The 22,313-nt window shown below is 66.8% G+C and carries 24 protein-coding genes and 2 tRNA genes; 15 read left to right on the top strand and 11 right to left on the bottom strand.

What is annotated here, in order from left to right; all coding sequences use genetic code 11:
• Positions 1–100: 100 nt before the first annotated feature.
• The 5 genes from hemW to AC3WQZ_RS24010 all read right to left on the bottom strand — a co-directional run bounded on the left by hemW (position 101) and on the right by AC3WQZ_RS24010 (position 4,791).
• A complete protein-coding gene (hemW, locus tag AC3WQZ_RS24030; protein WP_062804639.1) occupies positions 101–1,333 on the bottom strand; it encodes a radical SAM family heme chaperone HemW in 1,233 nt (410 codons plus the stop codon).
• A gap of 5 nt (positions 1,334–1,338) precedes the next feature.
• Complete coding sequence (gene rdgB, locus AC3WQZ_RS24025) at positions 1,339–1,956, bottom strand: RdgB/HAM1 family non-canonical purine NTP pyrophosphatase (RefSeq protein WP_010809230.1); 618 nt, start codon at positions 1,954–1,956, stop codon at positions 1,339–1,341.
• A gap of 15 nt (positions 1,957–1,971) precedes the next feature.
• Positions 1,972–2,691, bottom strand: coding sequence for a ribonuclease PH (rph, locus tag AC3WQZ_RS24020; RefSeq protein WP_492301385.1), 720 nt, complete (start codon positions 2,689–2,691; stop codon positions 1,972–1,974).
• 82 nt (positions 2,692–2,773) lie between these two features.
• Positions 2,774–3,688 (bottom strand): PP2C family protein-serine/threonine phosphatase, encoded by a 915-nt coding sequence (locus tag AC3WQZ_RS24015; protein WP_011614807.1) that lies wholly within the window; start codon positions 3,686–3,688, stop codon positions 2,774–2,776.
• A gap of 56 nt (positions 3,689–3,744) precedes the next feature.
• Positions 3,745–4,791 (bottom strand): serine/threonine protein kinase, encoded by a 1,047-nt coding sequence (locus AC3WQZ_RS24010; protein ID WP_011614808.1) that lies wholly within the window; start codon positions 4,789–4,791, stop codon positions 3,745–3,747.
• A gap of 188 nt (positions 4,792–4,979) precedes the next feature.
• On the opposite strand from AC3WQZ_RS24010, the gene AC3WQZ_RS24005 reads away from it, so the two are divergent.
• The 4 genes from AC3WQZ_RS24005 (at position 4,980) to AC3WQZ_RS23990 (ending at position 9,527) form a co-directional block, all read left to right on the top strand.
• Positions 4,980–5,915, top strand: a complete 936-nt coding sequence (locus AC3WQZ_RS24005) for a YicC/YloC family endoribonuclease (RefSeq protein ID WP_010809226.1) — start codon at positions 4,980–4,982, stop codon at positions 5,913–5,915.
• Between the two features lie 32 nt (positions 5,916–5,947).
• A complete protein-coding gene (gmk, locus tag AC3WQZ_RS24000) occupies positions 5,948–6,610 on the top strand; it encodes a guanylate kinase (RefSeq protein WP_010809225.1) in 663 nt (220 codons plus the stop codon).
• Between the two features lie 105 nt (positions 6,611–6,715).
• On the top strand, positions 6,716–6,919 hold the full coding sequence (rpoZ, locus tag AC3WQZ_RS23995) for a DNA-directed RNA polymerase subunit omega (protein ID WP_006578656.1): 204 nt from the start codon (positions 6,716–6,718) through the stop codon (positions 6,917–6,919).
• A 196-nt stretch (positions 6,920–7,115) separates the two neighbouring features.
• A complete protein-coding gene (locus tag AC3WQZ_RS23990; protein WP_492301383.1) occupies positions 7,116–9,527 on the top strand; it encodes a RelA/SpoT family protein in 2,412 nt (803 codons plus the stop codon).
• Between the two features lie 111 nt (positions 9,528–9,638).
• Here AC3WQZ_RS23990 and greB read toward each other — a convergent pair whose 3' ends face one another.
• Positions 9,639–10,202, bottom strand: coding sequence for a transcription elongation factor GreB (gene greB / locus AC3WQZ_RS23985; RefSeq protein WP_010809223.1), 564 nt, complete (start codon positions 10,200–10,202; stop codon positions 9,639–9,641).
• A 156-nt stretch (positions 10,203–10,358) separates the two neighbouring features.
• Between greB and AC3WQZ_RS23980 the strand changes: the two genes are divergently transcribed.
• The 4 genes from AC3WQZ_RS23980 (at position 10,359) to AC3WQZ_RS23965 (ending at position 11,474) form a co-directional block, all read left to right on the top strand.
• Positions 10,359–10,435, top strand: a tRNA-Arg gene (locus AC3WQZ_RS23980).
• Positions 10,436–10,648: 213 nt separating this feature from the next.
• The gene (locus AC3WQZ_RS23975; protein WP_010809222.1) at positions 10,649–10,909 is read left to right on the top strand and encodes a hypothetical protein; all 261 of its coding nucleotides are present in this window, start codon (positions 10,649–10,651) and stop codon (positions 10,907–10,909) included.
• A gap of 74 nt (positions 10,910–10,983) precedes the next feature.
• Positions 10,984–11,307 (top strand): hypothetical protein, encoded by a 324-nt coding sequence (locus AC3WQZ_RS23970; protein WP_492301381.1) that lies wholly within the window; start codon positions 10,984–10,986, stop codon positions 11,305–11,307.
• Between the two features lie 91 nt (positions 11,308–11,398).
• A tRNA-Met gene (locus AC3WQZ_RS23965) sits at positions 11,399–11,474 on the top strand.
• 144 nt (positions 11,475–11,618) lie between these two features.
• Here AC3WQZ_RS23965 and AC3WQZ_RS23960 read toward each other — a convergent pair.
• The gene (locus AC3WQZ_RS23960) at positions 11,619–11,900 is read right to left on the bottom strand and encodes a hypothetical protein (RefSeq protein WP_035819589.1); all 282 of its coding nucleotides are present in this window, start codon (positions 11,898–11,900) and stop codon (positions 11,619–11,621) included.
• Positions 11,901–12,049: 149 nt separating this feature from the next.
• Here AC3WQZ_RS23960 and AC3WQZ_RS23955 point away from each other — a divergent pair, with 149 nt between their 5' ends.
• Positions 12,050–12,733: a Fe2+-dependent dioxygenase gene (locus AC3WQZ_RS23955; protein WP_058696955.1), complete on the top strand. Its 684-nt coding sequence runs from the start codon at positions 12,050–12,052 to the stop codon at positions 12,731–12,733.
• 57 nt (positions 12,734–12,790) lie between these two features.
• Here AC3WQZ_RS23955 and AC3WQZ_RS23950 read toward each other — a convergent pair whose 3' ends face one another.
• Both AC3WQZ_RS23950 and pdxR read right to left on the bottom strand, forming a co-directional pair.
• Complete coding sequence (locus AC3WQZ_RS23950) at positions 12,791–13,099, bottom strand: hypothetical protein (RefSeq protein WP_010809219.1); 309 nt, start codon at positions 13,097–13,099, stop codon at positions 12,791–12,793.
• 158 nt (positions 13,100–13,257) lie between these two features.
• Complete coding sequence (pdxR, locus tag AC3WQZ_RS23945) at positions 13,258–14,706, bottom strand: MocR-like pyridoxine biosynthesis transcription factor PdxR (protein ID WP_058696954.1); 1,449 nt, start codon at positions 14,704–14,706, stop codon at positions 13,258–13,260.
• A gap of 142 nt (positions 14,707–14,848) precedes the next feature.
• On the opposite strand from pdxR, the gene AC3WQZ_RS23940 reads away from it, so the two are divergent.
• From AC3WQZ_RS23940 to AC3WQZ_RS23920, 5 genes are all read left to right on the top strand, one after another.
• Positions 14,849–15,292, top strand: a complete 444-nt coding sequence (locus AC3WQZ_RS23940; protein ID WP_010809217.1) for a carboxymuconolactone decarboxylase family protein — start codon at positions 14,849–14,851, stop codon at positions 15,290–15,292.
• 136 nt (positions 15,293–15,428) lie between these two features.
• Positions 15,429–16,871 (top strand): DUF2252 domain-containing protein, encoded by a 1,443-nt coding sequence (locus tag AC3WQZ_RS23935; RefSeq protein WP_052181627.1) that lies wholly within the window; start codon positions 15,429–15,431, stop codon positions 16,869–16,871.
• Positions 16,872–16,903: 32 nt separating this feature from the next.
• A complete protein-coding gene (locus AC3WQZ_RS23930; RefSeq protein ID WP_010809215.1) occupies positions 16,904–17,215 on the top strand; it encodes a hypothetical protein in 312 nt (103 codons plus the stop codon).
• Positions 17,216–17,372: 157 nt separating this feature from the next.
• Positions 17,373–18,275 (top strand): lipid A hydroxylase LpxO, encoded by a 903-nt coding sequence (gene lpxO / locus AC3WQZ_RS23925; RefSeq protein ID WP_010809214.1) that lies wholly within the window; start codon positions 17,373–17,375, stop codon positions 18,273–18,275.
• 90 nt (positions 18,276–18,365) lie between these two features.
• Positions 18,366–18,620 (top strand): putative hemolysin, encoded by a 255-nt coding sequence (locus tag AC3WQZ_RS23920; protein WP_041687227.1) that lies wholly within the window; start codon positions 18,366–18,368, stop codon positions 18,618–18,620.
• An 11-nt stretch (positions 18,621–18,631) separates the two neighbouring features.
• Here the strand turns inward: AC3WQZ_RS23920 and AC3WQZ_RS23915 are convergent, their stop codons facing one another.
• On the bottom strand, positions 18,632–20,137 hold the full coding sequence (locus tag AC3WQZ_RS23915; RefSeq protein ID WP_439668646.1) for a sensor domain-containing diguanylate cyclase: 1,506 nt from the start codon (positions 20,135–20,137) through the stop codon (positions 18,632–18,634).
• A 152-nt stretch (positions 20,138–20,289) separates the two neighbouring features.
• Positions 20,290–21,726 (bottom strand): aminotransferase-like domain-containing protein, encoded by a 1,437-nt coding sequence (locus AC3WQZ_RS23910; protein WP_010809211.1) that lies wholly within the window; start codon positions 21,724–21,726, stop codon positions 20,290–20,292.
• A gap of 176 nt (positions 21,727–21,902) precedes the next feature.
• Here AC3WQZ_RS23910 and AC3WQZ_RS23905 point away from each other — a divergent pair, with 176 nt between their 5' ends.
• The gene (locus AC3WQZ_RS23905; RefSeq protein WP_010809210.1) at positions 21,903–22,274 is read left to right on the top strand and encodes a hypothetical protein; all 372 of its coding nucleotides are present in this window, start codon (positions 21,903–21,905) and stop codon (positions 22,272–22,274) included.
• Positions 22,275–22,313: the final 39 nt, after the last annotated feature.

The following is a 22,313-nucleotide window of genomic DNA, read 5'->3' as shown; positions in this document are numbered from 1 at the left end:
ATGGCTTCCGTGATGACCACTACTTCTTCTTGAAGATCCGGGCGGCCTTCCCCGGAAATCGGTGAAGAACCATTTTTTTGCTACCGGCGTGCGCTCGCGCTCAGTCCTTCAGGAACATCTCCTGCAGGTCGTTGAGGAAGCGCCGGCCCAGCTCGGTGGCGCGGATGGTGGTCAGGTCCGCTTCCAGCAGCCCCTTCTTTTCCGCCTCGGCCAGCTGCTTGCTGATGGTATGCAGCGGCAGCCCGGTGTAGTCGTGGAAGCTCGATGCCGGCACGCCGTCGGTCAGGCGCAGCGCGTTGAGCATGAACTCGAACGGCAGCTCGTCGGCGCCGACATCGCGCGCTTCCTGCACGGCATTGCCGGCCAGCGCCCGCTCCATGTAGGTGGCCGGATGCTTGTGCCGCATCTGGCGCAGTATCCGATGCGGGAACGACAGCTTGCCGTGCGCGCCGGCGCCGATGCCGAGGTAGTCGCCGAAGCGCCAGTAGTTCAGGTTGTGGCGCGCCTCGCGATGCGGCTTTGCGTACGCAGAGGTTTCGTAGTGCCGGTAGCCGGCCTGAGCGGTGCGCGCTTCGATCCAGTCCTGCATCTCGTACGCGCTGTCGTCGTCCGGCAGCGCCGGCGGGAATTTGGCGAAGAGGGTGTTGGGCTCCAGCGTCAGGTGGTACAGCGACAGGTGCGTGGTGCCGTACGACAGCGCGGCTTCCACATCCTGCCGGCATTCATCCAGCGTCTGGCCGGGCAGGGCGTACATCAGGTCCAGGTTGATGTTGTCGAAGCTGGCCTGGGCGATGTCGATCGCCTTGCGCGCTTCGGCACCGCCGTGGATGCGCCCGAGCGCCTGGAGGTGCCGGTCGTTGAAGCTCTGGATGCCGATCGACAGCCGGTTGATGCCGCTGGCGCGGTAGCTGGCGAACTTGTCGGCCTCGAAGGTGCCGGGGTTGGCCTCCATCGTGATCTCGGCGTCGGCATCCAGCGGCAGCAGCGCGCGGATATCCGACAGCAGCCGGTCCATGCCTGCCGCCGACAGCAGGCTGGGCGTGCCGCCGCCGATAAAGACCGTATGCACCGGCCGGCCCCACACCAGCGGCAGCGACTGCTCCAGGTCCGCGCGCAGCGCGTCCAGGTAGATGTCTTCCGGGATCTCGTGGTTGTCGGCGCCGGGTGCGGCGTGCGAGTTGAAATCGCAATACGGGCACTTGCGCACGCACCACGGGATATGCACGTACAGCGACAGCGGCGGCGAGCCGGGCAGGCTGATCTGCCCGGGCTTGAGCCAGAGCTGCTTGCTGTCCACGGGCACGGACGCGGAGACCGGTACGATCGGGATCATCGGGATCATCGGGTGGCGCTTTGCGCGGCATCGGCCTGCAGCCGTGCCACCAGCGCGCGCAGCGCCTGGGCCCGGTGGCTGACCGTGTTCTTCTCTTCGGGCGATAGCTCGGCGGCGGTCTTGCCCAGGTGCGGCAGCAGGAAGTGCGGGTCGTAGCCAAAGCCGCCCGCGCCGCGCGGCGCGTCGACGACCTCGCCGTGCCAGAGGCCTTCGGCAATGATCGGGCAGGGGTCTTCGGCATGGCGCACGAACACCAGCACGCAGTAGTAGTGCGCGTGGCGGTTCAGCTTGCCGGCCAGTTGCGAGACCAGGTGCGCATTGTTGGCGGCATCCGACCTGGCCTGCCCGGCCATCTGCGCATAGCGCGCGGAATAGACGCCGGGCGCGCCGTCCAGCGCCTGCACGCAGATGCCGGAATCGTCGGCCAGCGCGGGCAGCCCGGCCAGCCGGCTGGCATGGCGGGCCTTGGCCAGCGCGTTCTCGACGAAGGTGGCAAAGGGCTCTTCGGCCTCGGGAATGCCCAGTTCGCCCTGGGGCACCACGTCAAAGCCGAGCGGGGCCAGCAGCGCGCCGAATTCGCGCAGCTTGCCGGCGTTGTTGGAAGCCAGTACCAGGCGTTGCATCGCGGGTCCCGCTGCTCAGGCCAGGCCGAGCGCTTCGCGCTGGTGCTGCACCAGGCGGGCGATGCCGGCTTCGGCCAGGCGCGTCATGGCGTCCAGGTCGGCGCGGCTGAACGGTGCGCCTTCGGCGGTGCCCTGCACCTCGACAAAGCCGCCGCTTCCGGTCATGACCACGTTCATGTCGGTGTCGCAGCTGCTGTCCTCGGCGTAGTCCAGGTCCAGCACCGGCACGCCGTCGACCATGCCGACCGAGACCGCGGCAACATGGTCGCGGATCGGGCTGGCCGCGATCAGGCCGTCGCGCAGCATGGTCGAAACCGCGTCATGGGCGGCGACAAAGGCGCCCGTAATGGCCGCGGTGCGGGTGCCGCCGTCGGCCTGCAGCACGTCGCAGTCCAGGTGGACGGTGTATTCGCCCAGCACCGCCAGGTCGAACACCGAGCGCATGGCGCGGCCGATCAGGCGCTGGATTTCCTGGGTGCGGCCGGTCTGCTTGCCGCGCGCGGCCTCGCGGTCAGAGCGGGTATGCGTGGCGCGCGGCAGCATGCCGTATTCGGCCGTGACCCAGCCTTCGCCGCTGCCCTTCTTGTGCGGCGGCACCTTGGCCAGCACGCTGGCGGTGCAAAGCACCTTGGTGTCGCCAAAGGCACACAGGACAGAGCCTTCGGCGTGCCGGGTGTAGTGGCGGGTAAGGCTGATGGAACGCAGCGCATCGGCTGCGCGGCCGCTGGGTCGCATGGGATGGTTTGTCCGAATCGGGGAGAGACCGCGATTCTAACGCCGCCAGCCCTTGAGCGCCGCATCGCACGCGGGGAGGGCATTACCGCATCAGGTTGCTGGTCTTGTCGATGGCGGCGCGGATCTCTGCGATCGAGCGCTCGATCTCCTCTTCGGACAGCAGGTCGCTGTCAGTGCCGGTGCGCTCCAGGATCGAGGTGGTGAAGGCGTTCAGCGGCAGGGTGTCGGTCATGACCGAATCCTGCCCCGCCGCATTGCTGTCCAGTTCCCACATCATGGCGATGCCGGTGGTGTTGTCGGCACCTTCGCCGGCGTTCTGCAGCGCCTGCTCGATCAGCGCCGGCACCGCCTGCACCACCGACAGGCGCGACAGCTTGTCCACCAGCGCGGGCTCTTCGAGCGCGCCCCACAGGCCGTCGGAGCAGAGCAGGGCCACGTCGCCCGGCTCCAGCCGCACCGGGCCGCCCAGGTCGATCAGCGGCAGGTTGGGCGAGCCCAGGCAGTTGTAGAGCTTGTTGCGCTCCGGGTGGTTGGCCACATGCATCGGCAGCACGCGTTCCTGCTGCAGCAGGTTCTCGATCTTGGAGTGGTCGCGCGTGCGCGTCAGCAGCCGGCCCTTGCGCAGCAGGTAATAGCGCGAGTCGCCGGCATGGGCCCAGTAGATCTGGCCCTGCTGCACCAGGCAGCAGACCACCGTGGTCCGCGGCACGTCCGCCATCTGGTTGGCCTCGGCATAGCGGTGGATCTCGCGGTGGGCCAGCATGATGGTGTCCTGCAGGAACTCGGCCGGGTTGCGCACCGTGGGCCGCGCCTGCACCTGGAACTGGCGCGCCAGCGTCTGCAGCGCCTGCTGCGCGGCGACCTCGCCGTGCGCATGGCCGCCCAGGCCGTCGGCCAGCACCATCAGCAGCGCGTCGCGCGTGAAGCAATAGCCCATGCGGTCCTGGTTGACGCGGCGGCCGCCTTTCCTGCTTTCCTGGTAGACAGAGAATCGCATGTTGGCTTTCAGGGAATTCAGTGGACTGGCCGCAAGTGGGGCGCCAGATTTGTGATTCAGTCGACGCTCGCGCCGGGGACGGGTTCGTCACGCCGGCGCAGCAGGGTCAGGAAGCGCGATGTCGCCGCGGGCCGCTCCGCCGGCGCCAGGGCCGGGGCTTGCGTCTGCGGCGCCAGCGCCTGTTCGCCGAGGGCGTTGGTCTGCTCGCGCAACTCCTTCTGCAGCCGGAACACGCTCTGCGGGCGCTCGGCCGGCGTCAGCCGCAGGCACCATTCGACCAGGTCCACCAGCCCGTTGGTGTAGCTGCTGCGCAGCCGCGCCAGGGCATCGCCCATGCGGTCTTCCTTTTCGCGCTGGTTGGCTTCCTGCGGCGGCATGCCGGCCATGCAGGCATAGAGCGTGGCGCCCAGGCTGTAGACATCGGTCCACGGGCCCAGGTCGGAATGCTTGCCATAGAGCTCGGGCGCGGCAAAGCCGGGGGTGTACATCGGCTGGAAGCGGGCCGCTTCCATCGTCAGGGTCTGCCGCGCGGCGCCAAAATCCAGCAGGATCGGGGATTCGTCCTCGCGCAGGTAGATGTTGCCGGGCTTGATGTCCAGGTGCAGCAGCTTGTGGATATGGACCTCGCGCAGGCCGCTCATCAGGTCGTGGAAGACCTTGCGCATGAAATGCTCGCGCAGCACCTTGGGGCCGCCTTGCTGCCGGGCGGCCAGCACGTGCTCCTGCAGCGTCTTGCCGAGCTCGTAGTTCATCACCATGTAGACGGTGGAGTTCTCGCGGAAGAAATTCACCACGCGCACCACGCTGGGATGGGAGATGCGGGCCAGCGAGCGGCCCTCTTCAAAGAAGTACTTCAGGCCCAGCCGGAACGCGGCGGCGTTTTCCTCGGGCACCACGGGGATCAGTTCGCCCGGGTTGCGCCGCGCCAGCGACGCCGGCAGGTATTCCTTGATGGCAACCGGTGCGCCGGTATCGTCGGTGGCCAGGTAGACGAAACTGAACCCCCCGCTGGCCAACTTCTTTACAATACGATAGTTGGACAACAGCGTGCCGACGGGCAGCGGTGCACTCTTCGGTTGTGTCGTGCCCTTTGGCTCTGTCATGGGAATAGGGACCTGATTTGCCTCCGGATTGTCCGGGCTAATCGGTCACTTGTAAAGAACACAAATAAGGGCATTGTTGCCCTCCTTTCAACGTATTGAGAGCTCCCCGGAATCCCGTACGGGGCGCTCGAGGCGGGACCCGCCGGTCGCCAGCAGCCCGGGGCCGCCGCCATTCACGAGAACATCCAATGATCCACAGCATGACAGGCTATGGCCTGGCGACGCGCCAGGCGCCATTGACCAACGCGCAAGGCGAGCCCAGCGGGCGCTCCGCGTCCGTTTCGGTGGAATTCCGCACTGTCAATTCGCGTTTCCTCGACCTGTTGTTCCGGGCCCCGGAAGAGTGCCGCGCGTTCGAGCCGGCCCTGCGCGAGATGCTGATGGCGGAGCTGTCGCGCGGCAAGCTGGAGTGCCGCATCAACCTGCAGCGCACCGACACCGGCGGCGCCACCCTGGCCCTCAATGAGGGGCTGCTGGCGCAGATCCGCGCGCTGGAAACCACCGTCGCCGCCACCTTCGCCAGCGCCGGCACCCTGCGCATGGGCGAGATCCTGCGCTGGCCGGGCGTGCTGGTCGAGCCGGAACTGTCGCAGGAGGCACTGCGCGAGGCGGTGCTGGGCGCCGCGCGCGAGGCGCTGGACCAGCTGCTGGAAGCCCGCCGCCGCGAAGGCGACGCGCTCAAGGCGACGCTGATGGAGCGCATCGACGCCATGCTGGCGATCGTCGAGCGCCTGACGCCGACCATCCCGCAGCTGATCGCGCACCACCAGGAAAAGCTGACCGAGCGCCTGCAGGAAGCCTTCAACCTGGCCGCGCCCACCGGCATGCCGTCGATGAGCCGCGACGAGATCGCCGAGCGCATCCGCCAGGAAGCCACCGTCTACGGCATCCGCATCGACATCGCCGAAGAGCTGTCGCGGCTGCAGGCGCACCTGAACGAGACCCGGCATATCCTGAAGAAGGGCGGCCAGGCCGGCAAGCGCCTGGACTTCATGATGCAGGAGCTCAACCGCGAGGCCAACACGCTTGGCTCCAAGGCCGCCGCCAAGGAACTGGCCGATGCCTCGATGGAGCTCAAGCTGCTGATCGAGCAGATGCGCGAACAGGTCCAGAATCTCGAATAAAGACAGCCCCAAGGAATCACCAAAGAATCATCATGAGCCCAACGCCTCAATCCGCGCCACACACTGCCATCGATACCGTCTACCCCGGCAACCTCTTCATGGTGGTGGCGCCGTCAGGAGCCGGCAAGTCGACGCTGGTCAACAAGTTGCTGTCGCAGGACCCGGCCATCCGCCTGTCGATCTCGCACACCACACGCGCCCCGCGCCCGGGCGAGCAGGACGGGCGCGAGTACCACTTCGTCACGGTCGACGCGTTCCGCGCCGCGCGCGACCGCGGCGACTTCCTGGAATGGGCCGAGGTCCACGGCAACTACTACGCGACCTCGCGCGTGTGGATCGAGCAGCAGATGGCGCAGGGCAACGACGTGCTGCTGGAAATCGACTGGCAGGGCGCGCAGCAGGTGCACCAGCGCTTTTCCAACGCGGTCGAGATCTTCATCCTGCCGCCGTCGCTGACGGCGCTGGAAGAGCGCCTGAAAAAACGCGGCCAGGACGAGCCCAATGTGATCGTGCGCCGGCTGCTGGCGGCGGGCAGTGAAATGGCCCACGCCTCGGAGTCGGACTACGTCATCATCAATGAGGTCTTCGACGATGCTCTGGAGCAGTTGCGCAACGTGATCAGCGCCACGCGGCTGCGGTTTTCCTCGCAGAAAGCACGGCATACGGAGCTGTTTATCGAGCTGGGCATCCACTGAGCCGATGCCTGCCGATGACAGCCGCGCGGGGCGCCGCCGGCGTTTTCCGCCGCGTGCTGTAAAATAGCAACCCAACGTAAGGTTTTGTCCCAAGGTGGATTTGATATGGCGCGTATTACCGTCGAAGATTGTCTGAAACACATTCCGAATCGCTTCGAGCTCGCGCTGGCGGCCACGTATCGTGCCCGTCAGCTGGTGCAGGGCCACACGCCCAAAGTCGAAGCAAAGGACAAGCCGACCGTGGTGGCACTGCGCGAGATCGCGTCGGGCCAGGTCGGCATCGAGATGCTGAAGAAGGTCCCGACCTGATTGGTCAGGCGGCCCATGGCTTATCCTCGCATCGTGCCAGCACGTATCCAGCCGGATTCCAGGGGCCGCCGCCATGCCTTCGCCGCATTCGCCCTCCAAGCCTCCCTCCCAGCCGTCGCCGACTGCCGTGGCGCCGGCGCTTGGCGATGCGGCCCCGCCTACGGCGCCTAAGCGCACCATTCCGGGCCAGCCCTCCGTGAACGCGCGCACCGGCGCTCCCAATCTTCCCGATCCGCTCGGCGACGATGTCGTCGGCGAGCGTGCCGTCGCGCCCGCGCTGGCGCCGGGCAAGTCCAGGGGCGCGGCGCTGCAGGACGAGCTGGCCGCGATGCAGGATGTGGCGCCGGCGGCTGACAGCCTGTTTATCGACGCAGTGCTGGCGCAGTCATACCGGCACTTCTTCGGCCCGACCTCGCAGCCGGCGGTGCCGCCGCGCCAGCAGGTCATCTCCATCACCCGGCTGATGGAGAAACTCGCGTACCTGAAGGCGCCCGACCTGGCGCGCGTGCGCGAGGCCTTCCAGTTTTCCGACGAAGCCCACCTGGGCCAGTACCGCCAGAGCGGTGAGCCCTACATCACCCATCCGGTGGCGGTGGCCGAGCTGTGCGCGGACTGGAAGCTGGATGTGCAGTCCATCATGGCGGCGCTGCTGCACGACGTGATGGAAGACCAGGGCATCACCAAGAGCGAGCTGGTCGAGAAATTCGGCCCCAAGGTCGCCGAACTGGTCGATGGCCTGACCAAATTGGACAAGCTCGAATTCCAGAGCCGCGAGCAGGCGCAGGCGGAGAGCTTCCGCAAGATGCTGCTGGCGATGGCGCGCGACGTGCGCGTGATCCTGGTGAAGCTGGCCGACCGTACGCACAACATGCGCACGCTCGACTTCGTCCCGCCGGAGAAGCGCCGCCGCATCGCGCTGGAGACCATGGAGATCTATGCGCCGATCGCGCACCGTCTCGGTCTCAACACGATCTACCGCGAGCTGCAGGAGCTGTCCTTCAAGGTCGGCTCGCCGTTCCGCTACGCCACGCTGGAAAAAGCCGTCAAGGCCGCGCGCGGCAACCGCCGCGAGGTGGTCAAGCGTATCCTGGAAGCCGCGCAGAAGGGGCTGGCCGACGCCGGCATCGTGGCCGAACTGTCCGGGCGCGAGAAAACGCTCTACAGCATCTACCGCAAGATGCACGACAAGCAGCTGTCGTTCTCGCAGGTGCTGGACGTATATGGTTTCCGCGTGGTGGTGGAAACGCAGATGCACTGCTACATGGCGATGGGCGCGCTGCATGGGCTGTACAAGCCCATGCCCGGCAAGTTCAAGGACTACATCGCCATCCCCAAGATCAACGGCTACCAGTCGCTGCACACCACGCTGGTGGGTCCGTTCGGCACGCCGGTGGAGTTCCAGATCCGCACGCGCGACATGCACCAGATCGCCGAGGCCGGCGTGGCCGCGCACTGGATGTACAAGCACCAGGCCGATCACGCCAACGATATCCAGCAGCAGGCGCACCAGTGGCTGCAGTCGCTGCTCGATATCCAGAGCCAGACCGGCGATTCGCAGGAATTCCTCGAGCACGTCAAGATCGACCTGTTCCCGGATGCGGTCTACGTGTTCACGCCCAAGGGCCATATCCGCGCGCTGCCGCGCGGCGCCACCGCGCTGGACTTTGCCTACGCGGTGCACAGCGACCTGGGCAACCAGTGCGTCGCGGTCAAGATCAACAACGAGATGTTGCCGCTGCGCACCGAGCTCAAGAGCGGCGATATCGTCGAGGTGGTGACGGCGCCGTACTCCAAGCCCAATCCGGCGTGGCTGTCGTTCGTGCGCACCGGCAAGGCGCGCGCGGCGATCCGCCACTACCTGAAGACCACCAAGCTCGACGAAGCCATCCAGCTCGGCGAGCGCCTGCTGGAACAGTCGGCGCGCCAGCTCGGCTTCGAGCTCAAGGCGGTGCCGCAGTCGGTGTGGGACCGCATGGTGCAGTGGACCGGCAACAAGCAGCGCGATGACATCTTTGCCGACCTGGCACTGGGCCGGCGCGTGCCGGCGGTGGTGGCCAAGCGCATGGAGATCCTGCTCCAGGAGCTGTCCGGCGATGTCGACAGCGCGCTGCTGGCGGCGGTGCAGACCTTCGCCGGCGAAGAAGCGCCCGCGGTGCCGATCACCGGCGACGAAGGCATGTCGATGATCTTCTCGGCGTGCTGCCGCCCGATCCCGGGCGACTCCATCGTTGGCTACCTGGGCAAGGGCGAAGGGCTGCAGATCCACGTGCAGGACTGCAAGATCGCCAAGCGCCTGCACAGCAAGGATCCGGAGCACTGGATCGACGTGATGTGGGCCAAGAAGACCACGCGCGCCTTCGACGTGTCGATCAAGGTGATGGTGCGCAACGTCAAGGGCATCGTTGCGCGCGTGGCTGCCGACCTGACCGCCGCCGACGCCAACGTCGCGCACGTGGCCATGGAGCAGCAGGACGCCGGCCACCAGGAAGCCACCTATATGCAGTTCATCATCCAGGTGCAGAACCGCCTGCACCTGGCCAACGTGATGCGCGGGCTGCGCCGCAACCCGGACGTCATCCGGATATTCCGCGACCGCAACGACGGCTAGGAGGCCGTTCTAGGACGGCCCTGGCGTCGTTGTGCGGCCTTGCCGTGCTACTTGTACTGGCTGCGGCCGCACGCCTAGCCAGGGCCGTCCTAAAACGGCCTCCACTCCAGGCTATTGTTTCCGCGACGGGTAGCGGACTTCCAGAATATCGATCTGCTCGACCCCGGCCGGCGTGCGCAGCGCCACGGTGTCGCCCTCGCGCGCCTTGATCAGCGCCTTGGCGATCGGCGAGATCCAGCTCACGTGGTTGCTGTCCAGGTCGACTTCATCCATGCCGACGATGGTGATGGTGGTTTCTTCGCCGGCACGATTGGCGTAGGTGACGGTGGCGCCGAAGAAGATCTGGTCGTTGTCGCCCTGCAGCGACGGGTCGACCACTTCCGCCTTGTCGAGGCGGCGCGTCAGGAAGCGGATGCGGCGGTCGATCTCGCGCAGGCGCTTCTTGCCGTAGAGATAGTCGCCATTCTCCGAGCGGTCGCCATTGGAGGCCGCCCACGACACGATCTGCACTACATCGGGCCGGTCGACGTCGATCAGCTGCATCAGCTCATTGCGCAGGCGGTTGTAGCCTTCGGCGGTGATGTAGTTCTTGGTGCCGGGAGGTAGCGGCGTTGCGCCTTCGGGGAGGTCGTCGTCCTCGTCGCCGGACGACTCTTTGACAAATGCCTTGTTCATGTTCCGGATCACTTCTTGGGTCTGTCATTATAGGAAAACGCCACAGGCGAACCTCGCCGGCGGGCATCTGCTGCACCCCTTCCAAAGAAAGATCACAAAAAAGTTGCGAAGGGGCTTCCCAAAAATAAAAACTGGGTTATAATCTTTTTCTCGCGTGCGGCTGTAGCTCAGTTGGATAGAGTACTTGGCTACGAACCAAGGGGTCGTGGGTTCGAATCCTGCCAGCCGCGCCACCTATGCAGAAAGAAGAGGGCTTCCGGAAACGGAAGCCCTTTTTCGTTTCCGTCCTTTCGCCGTCGTGCCGTTCGACTTGCGCGCCGCGGCTACCGTTCCCGCTTTCCGTCTGCACCCACGCAAACCTGCGATTGCTGCGTCACGCCTTGCGGTCGCGCGTGCGGCCTCCTAGGCTCGAATCAGGCACAACCTCGACCCTGGGAGCTGAGCGCATGGAAAACGCAGAGTGGCGCGTTGAAGAGTACCGCGGCATGGATGTCTATGTCCTGGTATCGCCGCACGGGCAGGACAGCATCGGCCGTTGGGGCTATGAAGTCCGCGTGTCGCAGGAAGGCGCCGACCCGGCCGACGCGGGCGATACCGAGTTGCTTGCCAGCGGCCCGCAGCAGTTCGCCACGCGCCATGCGGCGGAGGTGGCTGCCTTCGGCGCGGGCTATGCCCTGGTGGACCGACTGCTCGGGCCCGCCGAATAAGGGTTGCGCGTCATTGTGGTTGGCGCAACGGCTTATATCATGCCGTGATCTATTGCTATTGACGCGGATCATTCTTGATCCTGCGCGGCACTCCTACGCTGGAAATGAAGCGAGCGAAGTCTCGCTCGCCATTGCAGCAGAACGGAGTGCCCCCCGCCATGCCGGAATATGCAGGCTACAAGATCGTCTATGAAGTGATTGCGCTGCCCAGGTCCAAGTGGGCCATCCTGATCGAGATCATGCGCCGCACCGACGGTCAGATTCTCGCGAGGCGGCACAACCCGTTTCCCAACCAGCAGTTCGACACCAAGCTCGAGGCGCTCGAACACGTCAATCGCTATGTCGAAGCCTTGCTTGCAACGCACGAACCGGACGGCAAAGTCAGGCGCATTGCATGATGGCGCGAGGCACGAGCGAACGATTTCATGCGCACGGCAAAATAGCGCTTGCCATGCGCGGATGAATCGCCCATAATCCGTCTCCTTCAGACGCGGGGTGGAGCAGTTGGCAGCTCGTCGGGCTCATAACCCGAAGGTCGCAGGTTCAAGTCCTGCCCCCGCAACCAACGCCTTATATCAGTATCCAGCGGCATTCGCCGCAGTCCTTCAAGGCGTTGTTCTCAAGGCCGTCCGGCCTGACTCACTCACTGCTCCGATGTCATTCCGCGCAACCCAAAGGCATGCCTTGCAGCGTTCGTGCGCTGGCACCACTAGGTGCGCACCAGTTCCGCCGCACGCCTGAAGGTATCGCGCACCAGCGGCTGGTCTTCACGCTCCGCGGCGTCGGCATGCTCACGCAGCCGCGTGGCCAGCACCGTCAGTGTTCCTTGCGCCTGCGGCCCGCCCGCGGCCTGGCACTTGGTTACCGCTTCGCGCATCACCGCATCGAGTTCGCCGCTGACATCGGCACCATCGAAGGCGCTCACCGAGAGAGCCGAGATGCGTTCCAGATAGAGATTGACCAGCGCTTCATCGTGTAGCGGTTCGGACATGTCGGCTCCTTGTCGGTGACGGGGATACAGAACCCATTGTAGTGAAGCCGCCGCCTGCACAGGATCAAACGATAATGATTCTTGTTCGGGTCCCTGCCGCGCTTCCCATACAAAGTGCACTTGCCCGATTCATTCCGACATTTGCCATCATGATGCTGCAGATTCCCGACGTACTGTCCAAGGCCCAGGTGGCGCAAGTCCGGCAGGTCATCGACGCGGCGGCGTGGGCCGACGGCAATGAGACCTCGGGCTACCAGTCGGCGCTGGCCAAGCGCAACCTGCAGTTGCCGGAGGGCTCGCCGGCGGCGCGCCAGGTGGGCGACCTGATCCAGGACGCGCTCGGCAACAACGCGCTGTTCTTCTCGGCGGCGCTGCCGCTGAAGGTCTATCCGCCGCTGTTCAACCGCTATGAGGGCGGGCATACCTTTGCCAACCATGTCGACAACGCGATCCGCTACCTGCGCGGCACCAGCTTCCGTATCCGCTGCGACCTGTCGGCGACGCTGTTCCTGACCGAGCCAGACGAATACGACGGCGGCGAACTGGTGATCGAGGACACCTACGGCCAGCAGCGCGTGAAGCTGCCGGCCGGGCATATGGTGCTGTACCCGGCCACCAGCATCCACCACGTGACGCCGGTCACGCGCGGGGCGCGGGTGTCATCGTTCTTCTGGATCCAGAGCATGGTGCGCGACGATGGCCAGCGCGCGCTGCTGTTCGAGCTGGACGCGCGTATCCGCCAGGTGGCGCAGGAACTCGGCCAGGCGCATGAATCGGTGATCGGCCTGACCGGGGTCTATCACAACCTGCTGCGCCGCTGGGCGGACTCCTGAACTCCGGCGGCGCCCTCGCAAGAGCGCTGCATCCCGTCAGCCAGCAGGCAGGCGCGGCTATCCGTCGCGCCGTCGCTGCATCTGCAACAGTTCGATCGGAGAGGGCTGGATGCGCCGCCGCGCCGGGCGCAGCGCGCGGTTGGGCCACAGCACGTAGTTGGTGTGCGGATCCAGCGGCTTGCCGAAGTACGAGACCCAGACCTGTACGCCGTGCTCGGTTTCGGCAACGATGGCCGCGACGGCGCGCGCCGCGGCGGAAGGGGACTTGAGCAGTTCCGCCAGGGCTTCGACGCCCTGCACGACATGGTGCTTCACCCCGGCAAACCATGCGTACTGACGCATGGCGGACAACAAACGCTTGGTCATGAACGCGACTCTGGTTGTGTGGAAAGTGCGAATGAGACCCGCACGCTTCCGGTTTGTTCACGTCGGTTTGCGAAATACCAGCATGACAGCGGCGCCATGTCGCTGTGATGGCATGCGCGTGGCATGCGTCACCTGGTATCGCTCCTGTGCGGCCCGCATCACGTGGCGTGCGCCGGCTCAGGTACCAGTGCAGAGAGTACCATTGCCAGCCGGTCCAGGGCAGGATCGATATCCAGCAGGTCGATGGCGCCGAAGCCCAGCAGCAGCCCCGCGCAGGTAGCAGGGGGCGTGGCATAGCAGGGATCGAGCGTGGCAAGTGCCAGGCCGGCCAGGCGCGCAGTCGAGACCAGTGCCTCGGACGCCACCGGCACGCGCAGCCGCGCCGCCAGGTGGAAGCCCGCCATTGCCGGCAGCGGCTCCAGCCACGGCGACAGGTCGCCGTGCAGCCGCGCCAGCAGGCGGGCGCGGCGCTGGGCGTGGCGCGCGTGCGAACGCCGGATATGGCGCAGCAGGTGACCCTCGGACAGGAAGCGCGCCAGCGCCTGCTGGATCAGCGTCGGCGTGTACCAGTCCATCAGGTGCTTGACCTTGCGCGCGGCCGGCATCAACCAGGGCGGCACCACCAGGTAGCCGCAGCGCAGGTTGGCCACCAGCGTCTTCGAGAACGTGCCGAGGTAGACCACGCGGCCATGCCGGTCCAGCGTCTGCAGTGCGTCCAGCGCCTGGCCGCCGTAGCGGAATTCGCTGTCGTAGTCGTCTTCCAGGATCACCGCGTGGCGGAGTGCCGCCCAGTCCAGCAGCGCCTGGCGCCGCGCCAGGCTCATCGGCACGCCCAGCGGCGACTGGTGCGATGGCGTGACATAGACCAGCGTGGCATCGTTCGGCAGCGCCTCCACCACCAGCCCTTCACCATCGACCGGCACTGGCACCACCCGTGCGCCCAGCCCCTGGAACAACGAACGCGCCATCGGATAGCCGGGATCCTCCATCGCCACCACGGCGCCGGGCCCGAGCAGCAGCCGGGCCAGCAGGTCGATGCCCTGTTGCGCGCCGCCCGTGACCAGGATGTCGGTCGGCATGCTCTGCACGCCACGCGTGAAGGCGATATGGCGGGCAATGGCCTGGCGCAGCACCATCTCACCGGCCGGATCGGCGACGCCGGGCGGGCGCTGGCGCTCGGCGGCCAGCGCCGCGCGCACGCAGCGCGACCAGGCTTCATGCGGAAAGCGCGTGGTATCGGCCTGCCCCGGCTGGAACCCATAGCGCGCGCCGCCGCCTGAGTCCAGGAACGGCGTCGGCACCGCCATCCAGCGCTGCACGGCAGGCGGCAGCACCGGCGCCGCCGCCATGCGCATGGCCGGGCGGGCCAGCCCCTCGGCCACATAGGTGCCGTCGCCGACGCGCGCGTGCAGCCAGCCTTCGGCCACCAGCCGTTCATACGCCGTGGTCACCGTCTTGCGCGCCACGCCCAGCTGGGTGCCAAGCAGGCGCGTAGGCGGCATGCGTGCGCCGGCCTCGAGCCGGCCGCCCTGGATCGCGTCGCGGATCTGGTGGACGATCTGCGCGGTCAGGTCGCTGGCTTGGTCCAGGGCGAGATGCAGTTCCATAAGGTACGCGTCGGTCAGGATTGGTCTACTGATTCTGCCGGAAATTGGCAGTGTGCGGGGCCAATCGATGGGTCTATCTTTCATCCCAACGGGCGCGACACCAGTGCCCGCCGAATCCAACCTGTCAAAGCGGAGATCGATCATGGAAGAACGGATGAACTGGCAAGACGTGGCCCCTGACGCCTACAAGGCAATGATTGGCCTGGAGGTCTATCTGGCACGCTGCTCGCTGGAGACCACGCTCAAGGAACTGGTGAAGATCCGCGCCTCGCAGATCAACGGTTGCGCGTTCTGCCTGGACATGCACATCACCGATGCGCGCAAGCATGGCGAAAGCGAGCGCCGCCTGAACCTGCTGCCGGCCTGGCGTGAAGTGAGCTGGTTCACCCCGCGCGAGCGCGCCGCGCTGGCGTGGACCGAGGCGCTGACGCTGCTGCCGCAAAGCCAGGCGCCGGATGCGGACTACCAGGACTTGCGAGAGCAATTCTCGGAAAAGGAAATGGCCGACCTGACGCTGCTGATCTCGGCCATCAATGCATGGAACCGCTTCGGCGTCGGTTTCCGTCGCCAGCCGCCTGCGCTCTGAGCCACGGCGCACATCCGCCCGACCCCAGCCTGACCCGCGCCGTGGCCTGCCGATTGACAAGCCGCGGCGCAGTGCATTAGTTTCTGTTGCAGATGCTGCACAAATGGCAACCGCCGGCGGCGCCGGCATTGGGGGCATGGTGGCGACACGTCAGGAGGGCGGGCAAGCCGTGGCCAAGGGTACTGTCGAGGCCCGGCGCGAGCGCGGCAGGGCCGCCCGCCAGCAGGTGCCGCGCGGTGCGCACGAGGCCATCGGCAACGTCGACCGCGACCCCGTCGAACTGCTGGAAATCAGCAGCCAGGGCCGGGTTGAGCGGCTGGTGCCGCTGCGCTACGGCCGCATGATCCAGTCGCCGTTCGCGTTCTACCGCGGCAGCGCCATCCTCCAGGCCCACGACCTGGCCGGCACCGCGGATTCCGGCCTGCATATGCAGATCTGCGGCGACTGCCACCTGGCCAACTTCGGCGGCTTTGCCACGCCCGAGCGCGCGCTGCTGTTCGACCTCAACGATTTCGACGAAACCAGTCCCGGTCCGTGGGAATGGGACCTCAAGCGCCTGTGCGCAAGCTTCGTGGTGGCGGCACGCCACCTGCGGCACAAGTCCGCTGTGGCCGAAGACATGGTGCGCGAGGCGGTGGGCAGCTACCAGCGCCGCATGCTCGCCTATGGCGAAATGGGCATGCTCGACACCTGGTACGACCGCATTACCTTCGAGCGGCTGCTTGAAGAAGACACCTTGCCCGAAGTCCAGAAGCGCATCCGGCGCGGCATGGAGCGCGCCGCCGACCGCACCCACGAGTCGCTGCTGCCCAAGCTGGCCGAGCGCATCGGCGACCGCTGGTCGATACTCGATGCGCCGCCGGCGATCTTCCACGTGCGCGGCGAGCAGACGCTGTTCGGGCCGGGCGACGACTGGCTGGCCGCCAGCGACGCGGACCTGGCGCTGGACCAGGCCTACCAGGACTACCTGTCCACGCTGGCTGCCGACCGGCGCCGGCTGCTCGGCCATTTCACGCGCCATGACCTGGCCTTCAAGGTGGTCGGGGTGGGCAGCGTGGGCAAGCGCTGCCTGGTGCAGCTGCTGGTGGACCAGCATGACAAGCCGCTGTTCCTGCAGGTCAAGGAGGCCACCAGGTCGGTGGTGGCGCGTTACTTCAAGAGCGCGCCGACCGCGCACGAGGGCCGCCGCGTGGTCGAGGGCCAGCGGCTGATGCAGGCCGCGAGCGACCTGTTCCTCGGCTGGACCAAGGGGCCGTTCGGGCGGCACTTCTATCTGCGGCAGCTGCGCGACATGAAGCTGTCGGCACAGATCGAGCTGATGGACGGCGAGCTGCTCGGCCGCTATGCCTCGCTGTGTGGCTGGGTGCTGGCGCGGGCGCACGCCAAGGCCAGCGGACTGGCCGCCGAGGTCAGCGGCTACCTGGGCCGCAGCGACCGCATGGCCGAGGCGATGGTAGGCTATGCCAATGGCTATGCTGACCAGGTCGAGCGCGACTACGATCAGTTTGTCGCCGCGTGCCGTTCGGGGCGCCTCGAGGCGCGCACCGATGCCGACATGGCTGCTGATTTCCGCGTGTAGCCCACGCGCCTTGCCTGGCCAGGAGTCTGCCCATGACAGAAGACACCCTGCTGCAACTGATGACGGAAGTCGAGAAGGAAGACCCCATCGACTACGCCGACCTGCCGTTCGACGACGCCGCGCTGCGCCGGCTGGCGTGCCGGCTGATCGCCGAGCGCTCCAGCGAGATGGAGGCGTCCGGCCTGCCGGTGGAAGCGCTGCTGGCCACGATGTGGGCCTCGACAGCCAAGCTGGTGCTGGAAAACCTGGTGCTGAACGCGCGCTTGCTGAGGCTGCAGGGCCTGCCCGACGACGCCCAGGCGCTGATCGAGCGCATCGCGCGGCAGTCGCGCGGCGGGGCCTGAACGCGCCAGCCTGACTTCCCGGCCCGCACCGCGGGCCATGTGCCGCAATCGTCTCAAGCTGCGGCGGCTCTGCCGTTTCGCTAAAATACGCGTTTTCACCCAGCCGGTCCGCGCTGTGACTGACACGCGGCGGAGGCGGCTGACCAGGAGGATTTCGGTGATCAAGTGGATTATCGTCGCGGGCTACCTCGGTGCCGTGCTGTATGTGCACTTCCGCGGCAAGGTGCGCCTGCGCATCTGGCGCCAGCTGCTGGACCATTCGGCCCTGGTGGCCCCGATCAACTGCTTCATGTATGCGTTCTCGGGCGTGCCCCGCACGCCGTACATCCCGGTCGACAATTTCCCCGACCTGGAAAAGCTGCGCGCCGCCTGGCCCGAGATCCGCGACGAAGGGCTGGCGCTGACCGCGATGCGCAAGATCAAGGCAGCGGACAAGAACGACGACGCCGGCTTCAATTCCTTCTTCAAGTACGGCTGGAAGCGCTTCTACCTGAAGTGGTACGAGGCCCAGCACCCGTCGGCCGAGCAGCTCTGCCCCAAGACCGTGGCGCTGCTGCGCGAGCTGCCCACGGTGAAGGCGGCGATGTTTGCCGAGCTGCCGCCGGGCGGCAAGCTCAACCCGCACCGCGACCCGTTCGCCGGCTCGCTGCGCTACCACCTGGGCCTGGCCACGCCGAACGACGACCGCTGCTTTATCGAGGTCGACGGCGAGCGCCACAGCTGGCGCGACGGTGAGGGCGTGGTCTTCGACGAAACCTACCTGCACTGGGCCGAGAACCGCAGCGATGCCAACCGGCTGATCCTGTTCTGCGATATCGAGCGCCCGATGCGCTACGGCTGGGCTGCGAAGTTCAACCACTGGATGGGCCGCAAGGTCATGACCGCGGCCAGCTCGCCCAATGACGAGCACGACCAGACCGGCATGATCAACCGGCTGTTCCGCTTTGTCTGGCTGGGCGGCCAGTATCGCCGCCGCTTCAAGGCCTGGAACCGCCAGCTTTACTACGTCACCAAGTTCGGCCTGATCGTGCTGGGCGTGGGGCTGATCGTCTTCCTGTAAGAAGCAAAATCCGGCGGTTTGCTCCCCTCTCCCGCAGGCGGGAGAGGGGAGCAAACAATGGGCCCGTTTCTTTTGCTCGCGGAGATCCCGATGCGCACCCGTATTGCAGTGTTGCTGGCCTTCGCTGTCGTTGGCGCGGCCGCTTGCAGCAACACCCCGGCAGAGCGCCCGGGGAGCGCCCAGACAATCGGCAAGCCCAACCCCGCCTCCGTCAACTGCACGCAGCGCGGCGGCAAGCTGCAGATCGTGTCGACCCCGGCCGGCCAGTCCGGCATCTGCATCTTCCCGTCAGGCAAGCAATGCGAGGAGTGGGCGCTGATGCGCGGCGAATGCACGCCGGGCTGAGCCGCCAGGCTTCAATCGCGGCGGCGTTCGTTGGCCAGCGTGGTGTAGTAGTCGCGCTTGGCTTGATACATGCGGCTGTCGGCCAGCTTGACGACCTCATTCAGCCGGTCGCCCTGCAGACAGGTGGCGTGGCCGATGGAAAGGCTCAGGCGTGTGCCCGGGTAGAACTGGTTGTTCAGCTCCACCACCTTGCCGATCTGCTCGACCACCGTGGCGGCGCCGCGCTCGTCGCGCCCGGGCAGCAGGATCATGAACTCGTCGCCGCCGATACGCGCCACGCAGGCCTGCTCGCCCACCGCCTTCTTCAACACCTCGCCGGTGCGGCGCAGCAGCCCGTCACCGTCGGCATGGCCGAACTGGTCGTTGACCACCTTGAGGCCGTTCAGGTCCACCGCCACCACGCTGACCGGCCACGGGCCCTTGCGGCCCAGCCGCGCCAGCTCGTCCTCATAGTAGGCGCGGTTGTAGAGCTTGGTCAGCACGTCGTGCTTGCCCAGGAACTCGACATAGGCTTCTGCCTTCTTGCGCGCCGTGATATCGGTCAGCGACACCAGCACCTGGTCCCAGTCCGCTTCCCGCCCGGGGAATACCGACCACTGCATGAAGACGTCCACGGCGCGGCCATCGAGCGCGTAGTTGATGACTTCGCGCTGCTGCCACAGCTTCTCGTGCCAGAGGTCGATCAGCTGCTCGGCAAAATGGATGCGCATGTCGTCGCGGAACACATCGCCCAGCCGCGACAGCAGGGCCTGCTTGCTGTCCGCGCCGAACATCTGCAGCGTCTGCTGGTTGACGTCGAGCACTCGGATCTCCTGCATGCAGCGTGAGACAAAGTCCGGATGCACGTTGAGGAAGGTGCGGAAGTCGGTGATGCCGGCGCCGCGCACTTCATCGAGCAGCACCTTGACCGCGCTGAAGTCCTCTACCCACAGCGACACCGGCGAATGCTCGAACAGTCCCAGCGCATACTGCTCGCTGCGGCGCAGTTCACGCTCGGTGCGCATGCGCGGGGTGATGTCCCTGATCGACAACAGCACGCGCTCCCAGGTATCTTCGTGGCCCGGCAACACCGTGGCCTCCAGCTGGATATCGAGCCGCTCGCCATCCAGCGCGTAGTTGACGGTCTGGCTGGCGAAGCGATTGCCGCCGTCCCACAACTGGCCGAGCTCCTCGACATGCTGGTCGAGCATGTCGTCGCGGAAGACTGTGTCGAGGTTGGCCACCAGGTCGTCGAGATCGGCTGCTCGGAACAGCTCCAGCGTGCGCCGGTTCACGTCGATCACGCGGATCAGCGCCGAGCACTGCGCCGCTTGCCGCGGGTCCGCGCGCAGGTGGGCGCGCAGGTCGGTGACACCTTCCTTGCGCAGTTGCGCAAAATACTCGCGCACGGCGCTGAAGTCTTCCAGCCACAGCGAGACAGGTGCCAGTTGGAACAGGGTTTGATAGTCGTCCAGGTTGTTGCCGGCAGGGTTGCCGGCACTCTTGCCGACGGACGTTGCCGCGGATGCACTGCTCAAGGCTTTTCTCCTTTTTCTTTTTCCCGTGGTGCACGGCGCCCCGTGGTCGGTCTTCGCCCCCGGAGACCAGCCGGGCCGCCCCTGCGCACCAGCGCATTAGCATAGGCGAGGCGCAGGCAAAAGGGGAGGGATATTGCAGGCAGGCGCCAGGGCTAGCCCGCCAGCCGCTGCACGATGGCGGCCAGCGTGCCCAGCGCCCGCTCGATCTGCGCCGAGCGCGGCGTGCCGCAGTTGACGCGCAGGCAGTGGTCGAAGCGGCCGGCGTTGGAGAACATCACGCCCGGCATCACGCGGATGCCGGCCTGCAGCGCCTGGTCGAACACCGCCTCGGACGATATCTGGGCGGGCAGTTCCACCCACAGGTGCATGCCGCCGCGCGGGGACCCCAGCCGCGTGCCGGCGGGAAAGCTTGCGGCGATGGCCTGCGCGAACCATTCGCGCTGCGCGCACAGCCGGGTGCGCAGCCGGCGCAGGTGGCGGTCGTGCGCGCCGGAAGCCAGGAAGTCGGCGGCCGCCATCTGCGACAGCATCTCGTTGGGCCGCGACAGGCCGAACTTGAGCATTTCCACGCGCGCCTGCCATTTGCCGGCGGCGATCCAGCCCAGGCGCATGCCGGGCGCCAGCACCTTGTGCAGCGAAGCGCAGTGGATCACGTTGCCGCTGCCATCCCAGGCCTTGGCCGCGGCCGGCGGCGCATCGCTGTCGGCGGTGGCCGAGAAGCAGTCGTCCTCGATCAGCGCGATGCCGCGCGCTTCGCACCACTGCACCAGCCGCGCCTTGTGCGCGTCCGGCATGATGCAGCCGAGCGGGTTCTGCAGGTTGGGCACCACCGCCACCGCACGGATGTTGTCGTAGTGCTGCGCGGCCAGCTCCAGCGCCTCCAGCGAGATGCCGGTCTGGGGGCTGCACGGGATCTCCAGCGCGCGCATGCCCAGGCTTTCCAGGATCTGCAGCAGGCCGTAGTAGGTCGGCGATTCCACCGCGATCACGTCGCCCGGCCCCGCCACCGCGCGCAGCGCGAGGTTGAGCGCCTCGGTGCAGCCGTTGGTGATGACGATTTCTTCCGGCGCGAGCTGCACGCGCGCCCGCAACGCCTGGCGCGCCAGCGCGGAGCGCAGCGGCTGGTAGCCCTCGGGCTCGACCGCTTCGCCGAACAGCATCGGATGCCGGCGCAGCGCACGGGTCGCGGCGCTGCGCAGCGCCTCGGTCGGATACAGTGACGGCGCGCAATAGGCGCCGCCCAGGTTGGTATGCACATGCTGGTGCTGGCCACGCGCCAGCAAGCCGGAAATGCGCTGGTGGATGCCGACATACTGCGCCGGATCAGGCAAGGCCGCGGCCGGCTCGGCCAGCGCCGCCAGCGGCGAACGCAGCGGTGCCGCGACGAAATAACCCGAGCGCGGCCGCGCTTCCAGCAAGCCGTCGCTCTCGAGCTGCCTGCATGCCTGCAGCGCGGTGGACAGGCTCACACTGTGCAGCGCCATCAGCGCGCGCACCGACGGCATGCGGTCACCGGCGGCGAGCGTTCCGGATTCGATGGCGCGGCGGTAGTGGCCGGCAACCTGGCGGTAGAGCGGGGCGGATTCCATTGGGGCCATCGTGGCGCGGTTGGCCGCATCAGTACAGATACAGAAGCGGGGCGACTGTATCGTAACAGGGCTGGATTCGCATGGCTGTTCCGGTCCAGGCGGTTCCGCGGTGTGCCTGCCGCGGCTGAGATCAGGTCGATAGGCTGGAGTCCTGTGCCTGTTACCGGAGTCCTGCCATGCAAAGCGATCTCAACGACACATCAACCGTGGTGCCGCTTCTGGCCGGCCAGTGCCTGCGCCTGCGCGTGGCGGCGGGCACCGTGCTGCATGCCGGCGCGGGTGAACTGGAGCTGGCCGGGCCGCCCCAATGGCTGGCCGAGACCTGCTACGTACCGCGGCGGCGCCTGCGCGCGGGCGATACGTGGACCGTGCCCGCGCGCGGCTGGCTGACGCTGTCGGCAAGCCGCGCCGGCGCATTGTCGATCACTGACCCGCCGGGCTGGCTGCCCCGGCTGCAAGCCTGGCTGGCGTTGTCCTGGCGCCGCACCGGCCCGGCCCGCCAGCCCGAATCCCGCCAGATTCCCGACTCCGCGCCCGAAAGCCTATAAAATTGCGCTCCGGCCGGCCTGGCACATTGGTGTGCCCAA

It is taken from the genome of Cupriavidus sp. FW305-26, assembly GCF_058787975.1.
This window is presented reverse-complemented; position numbering and strand designations above follow the sequence as displayed.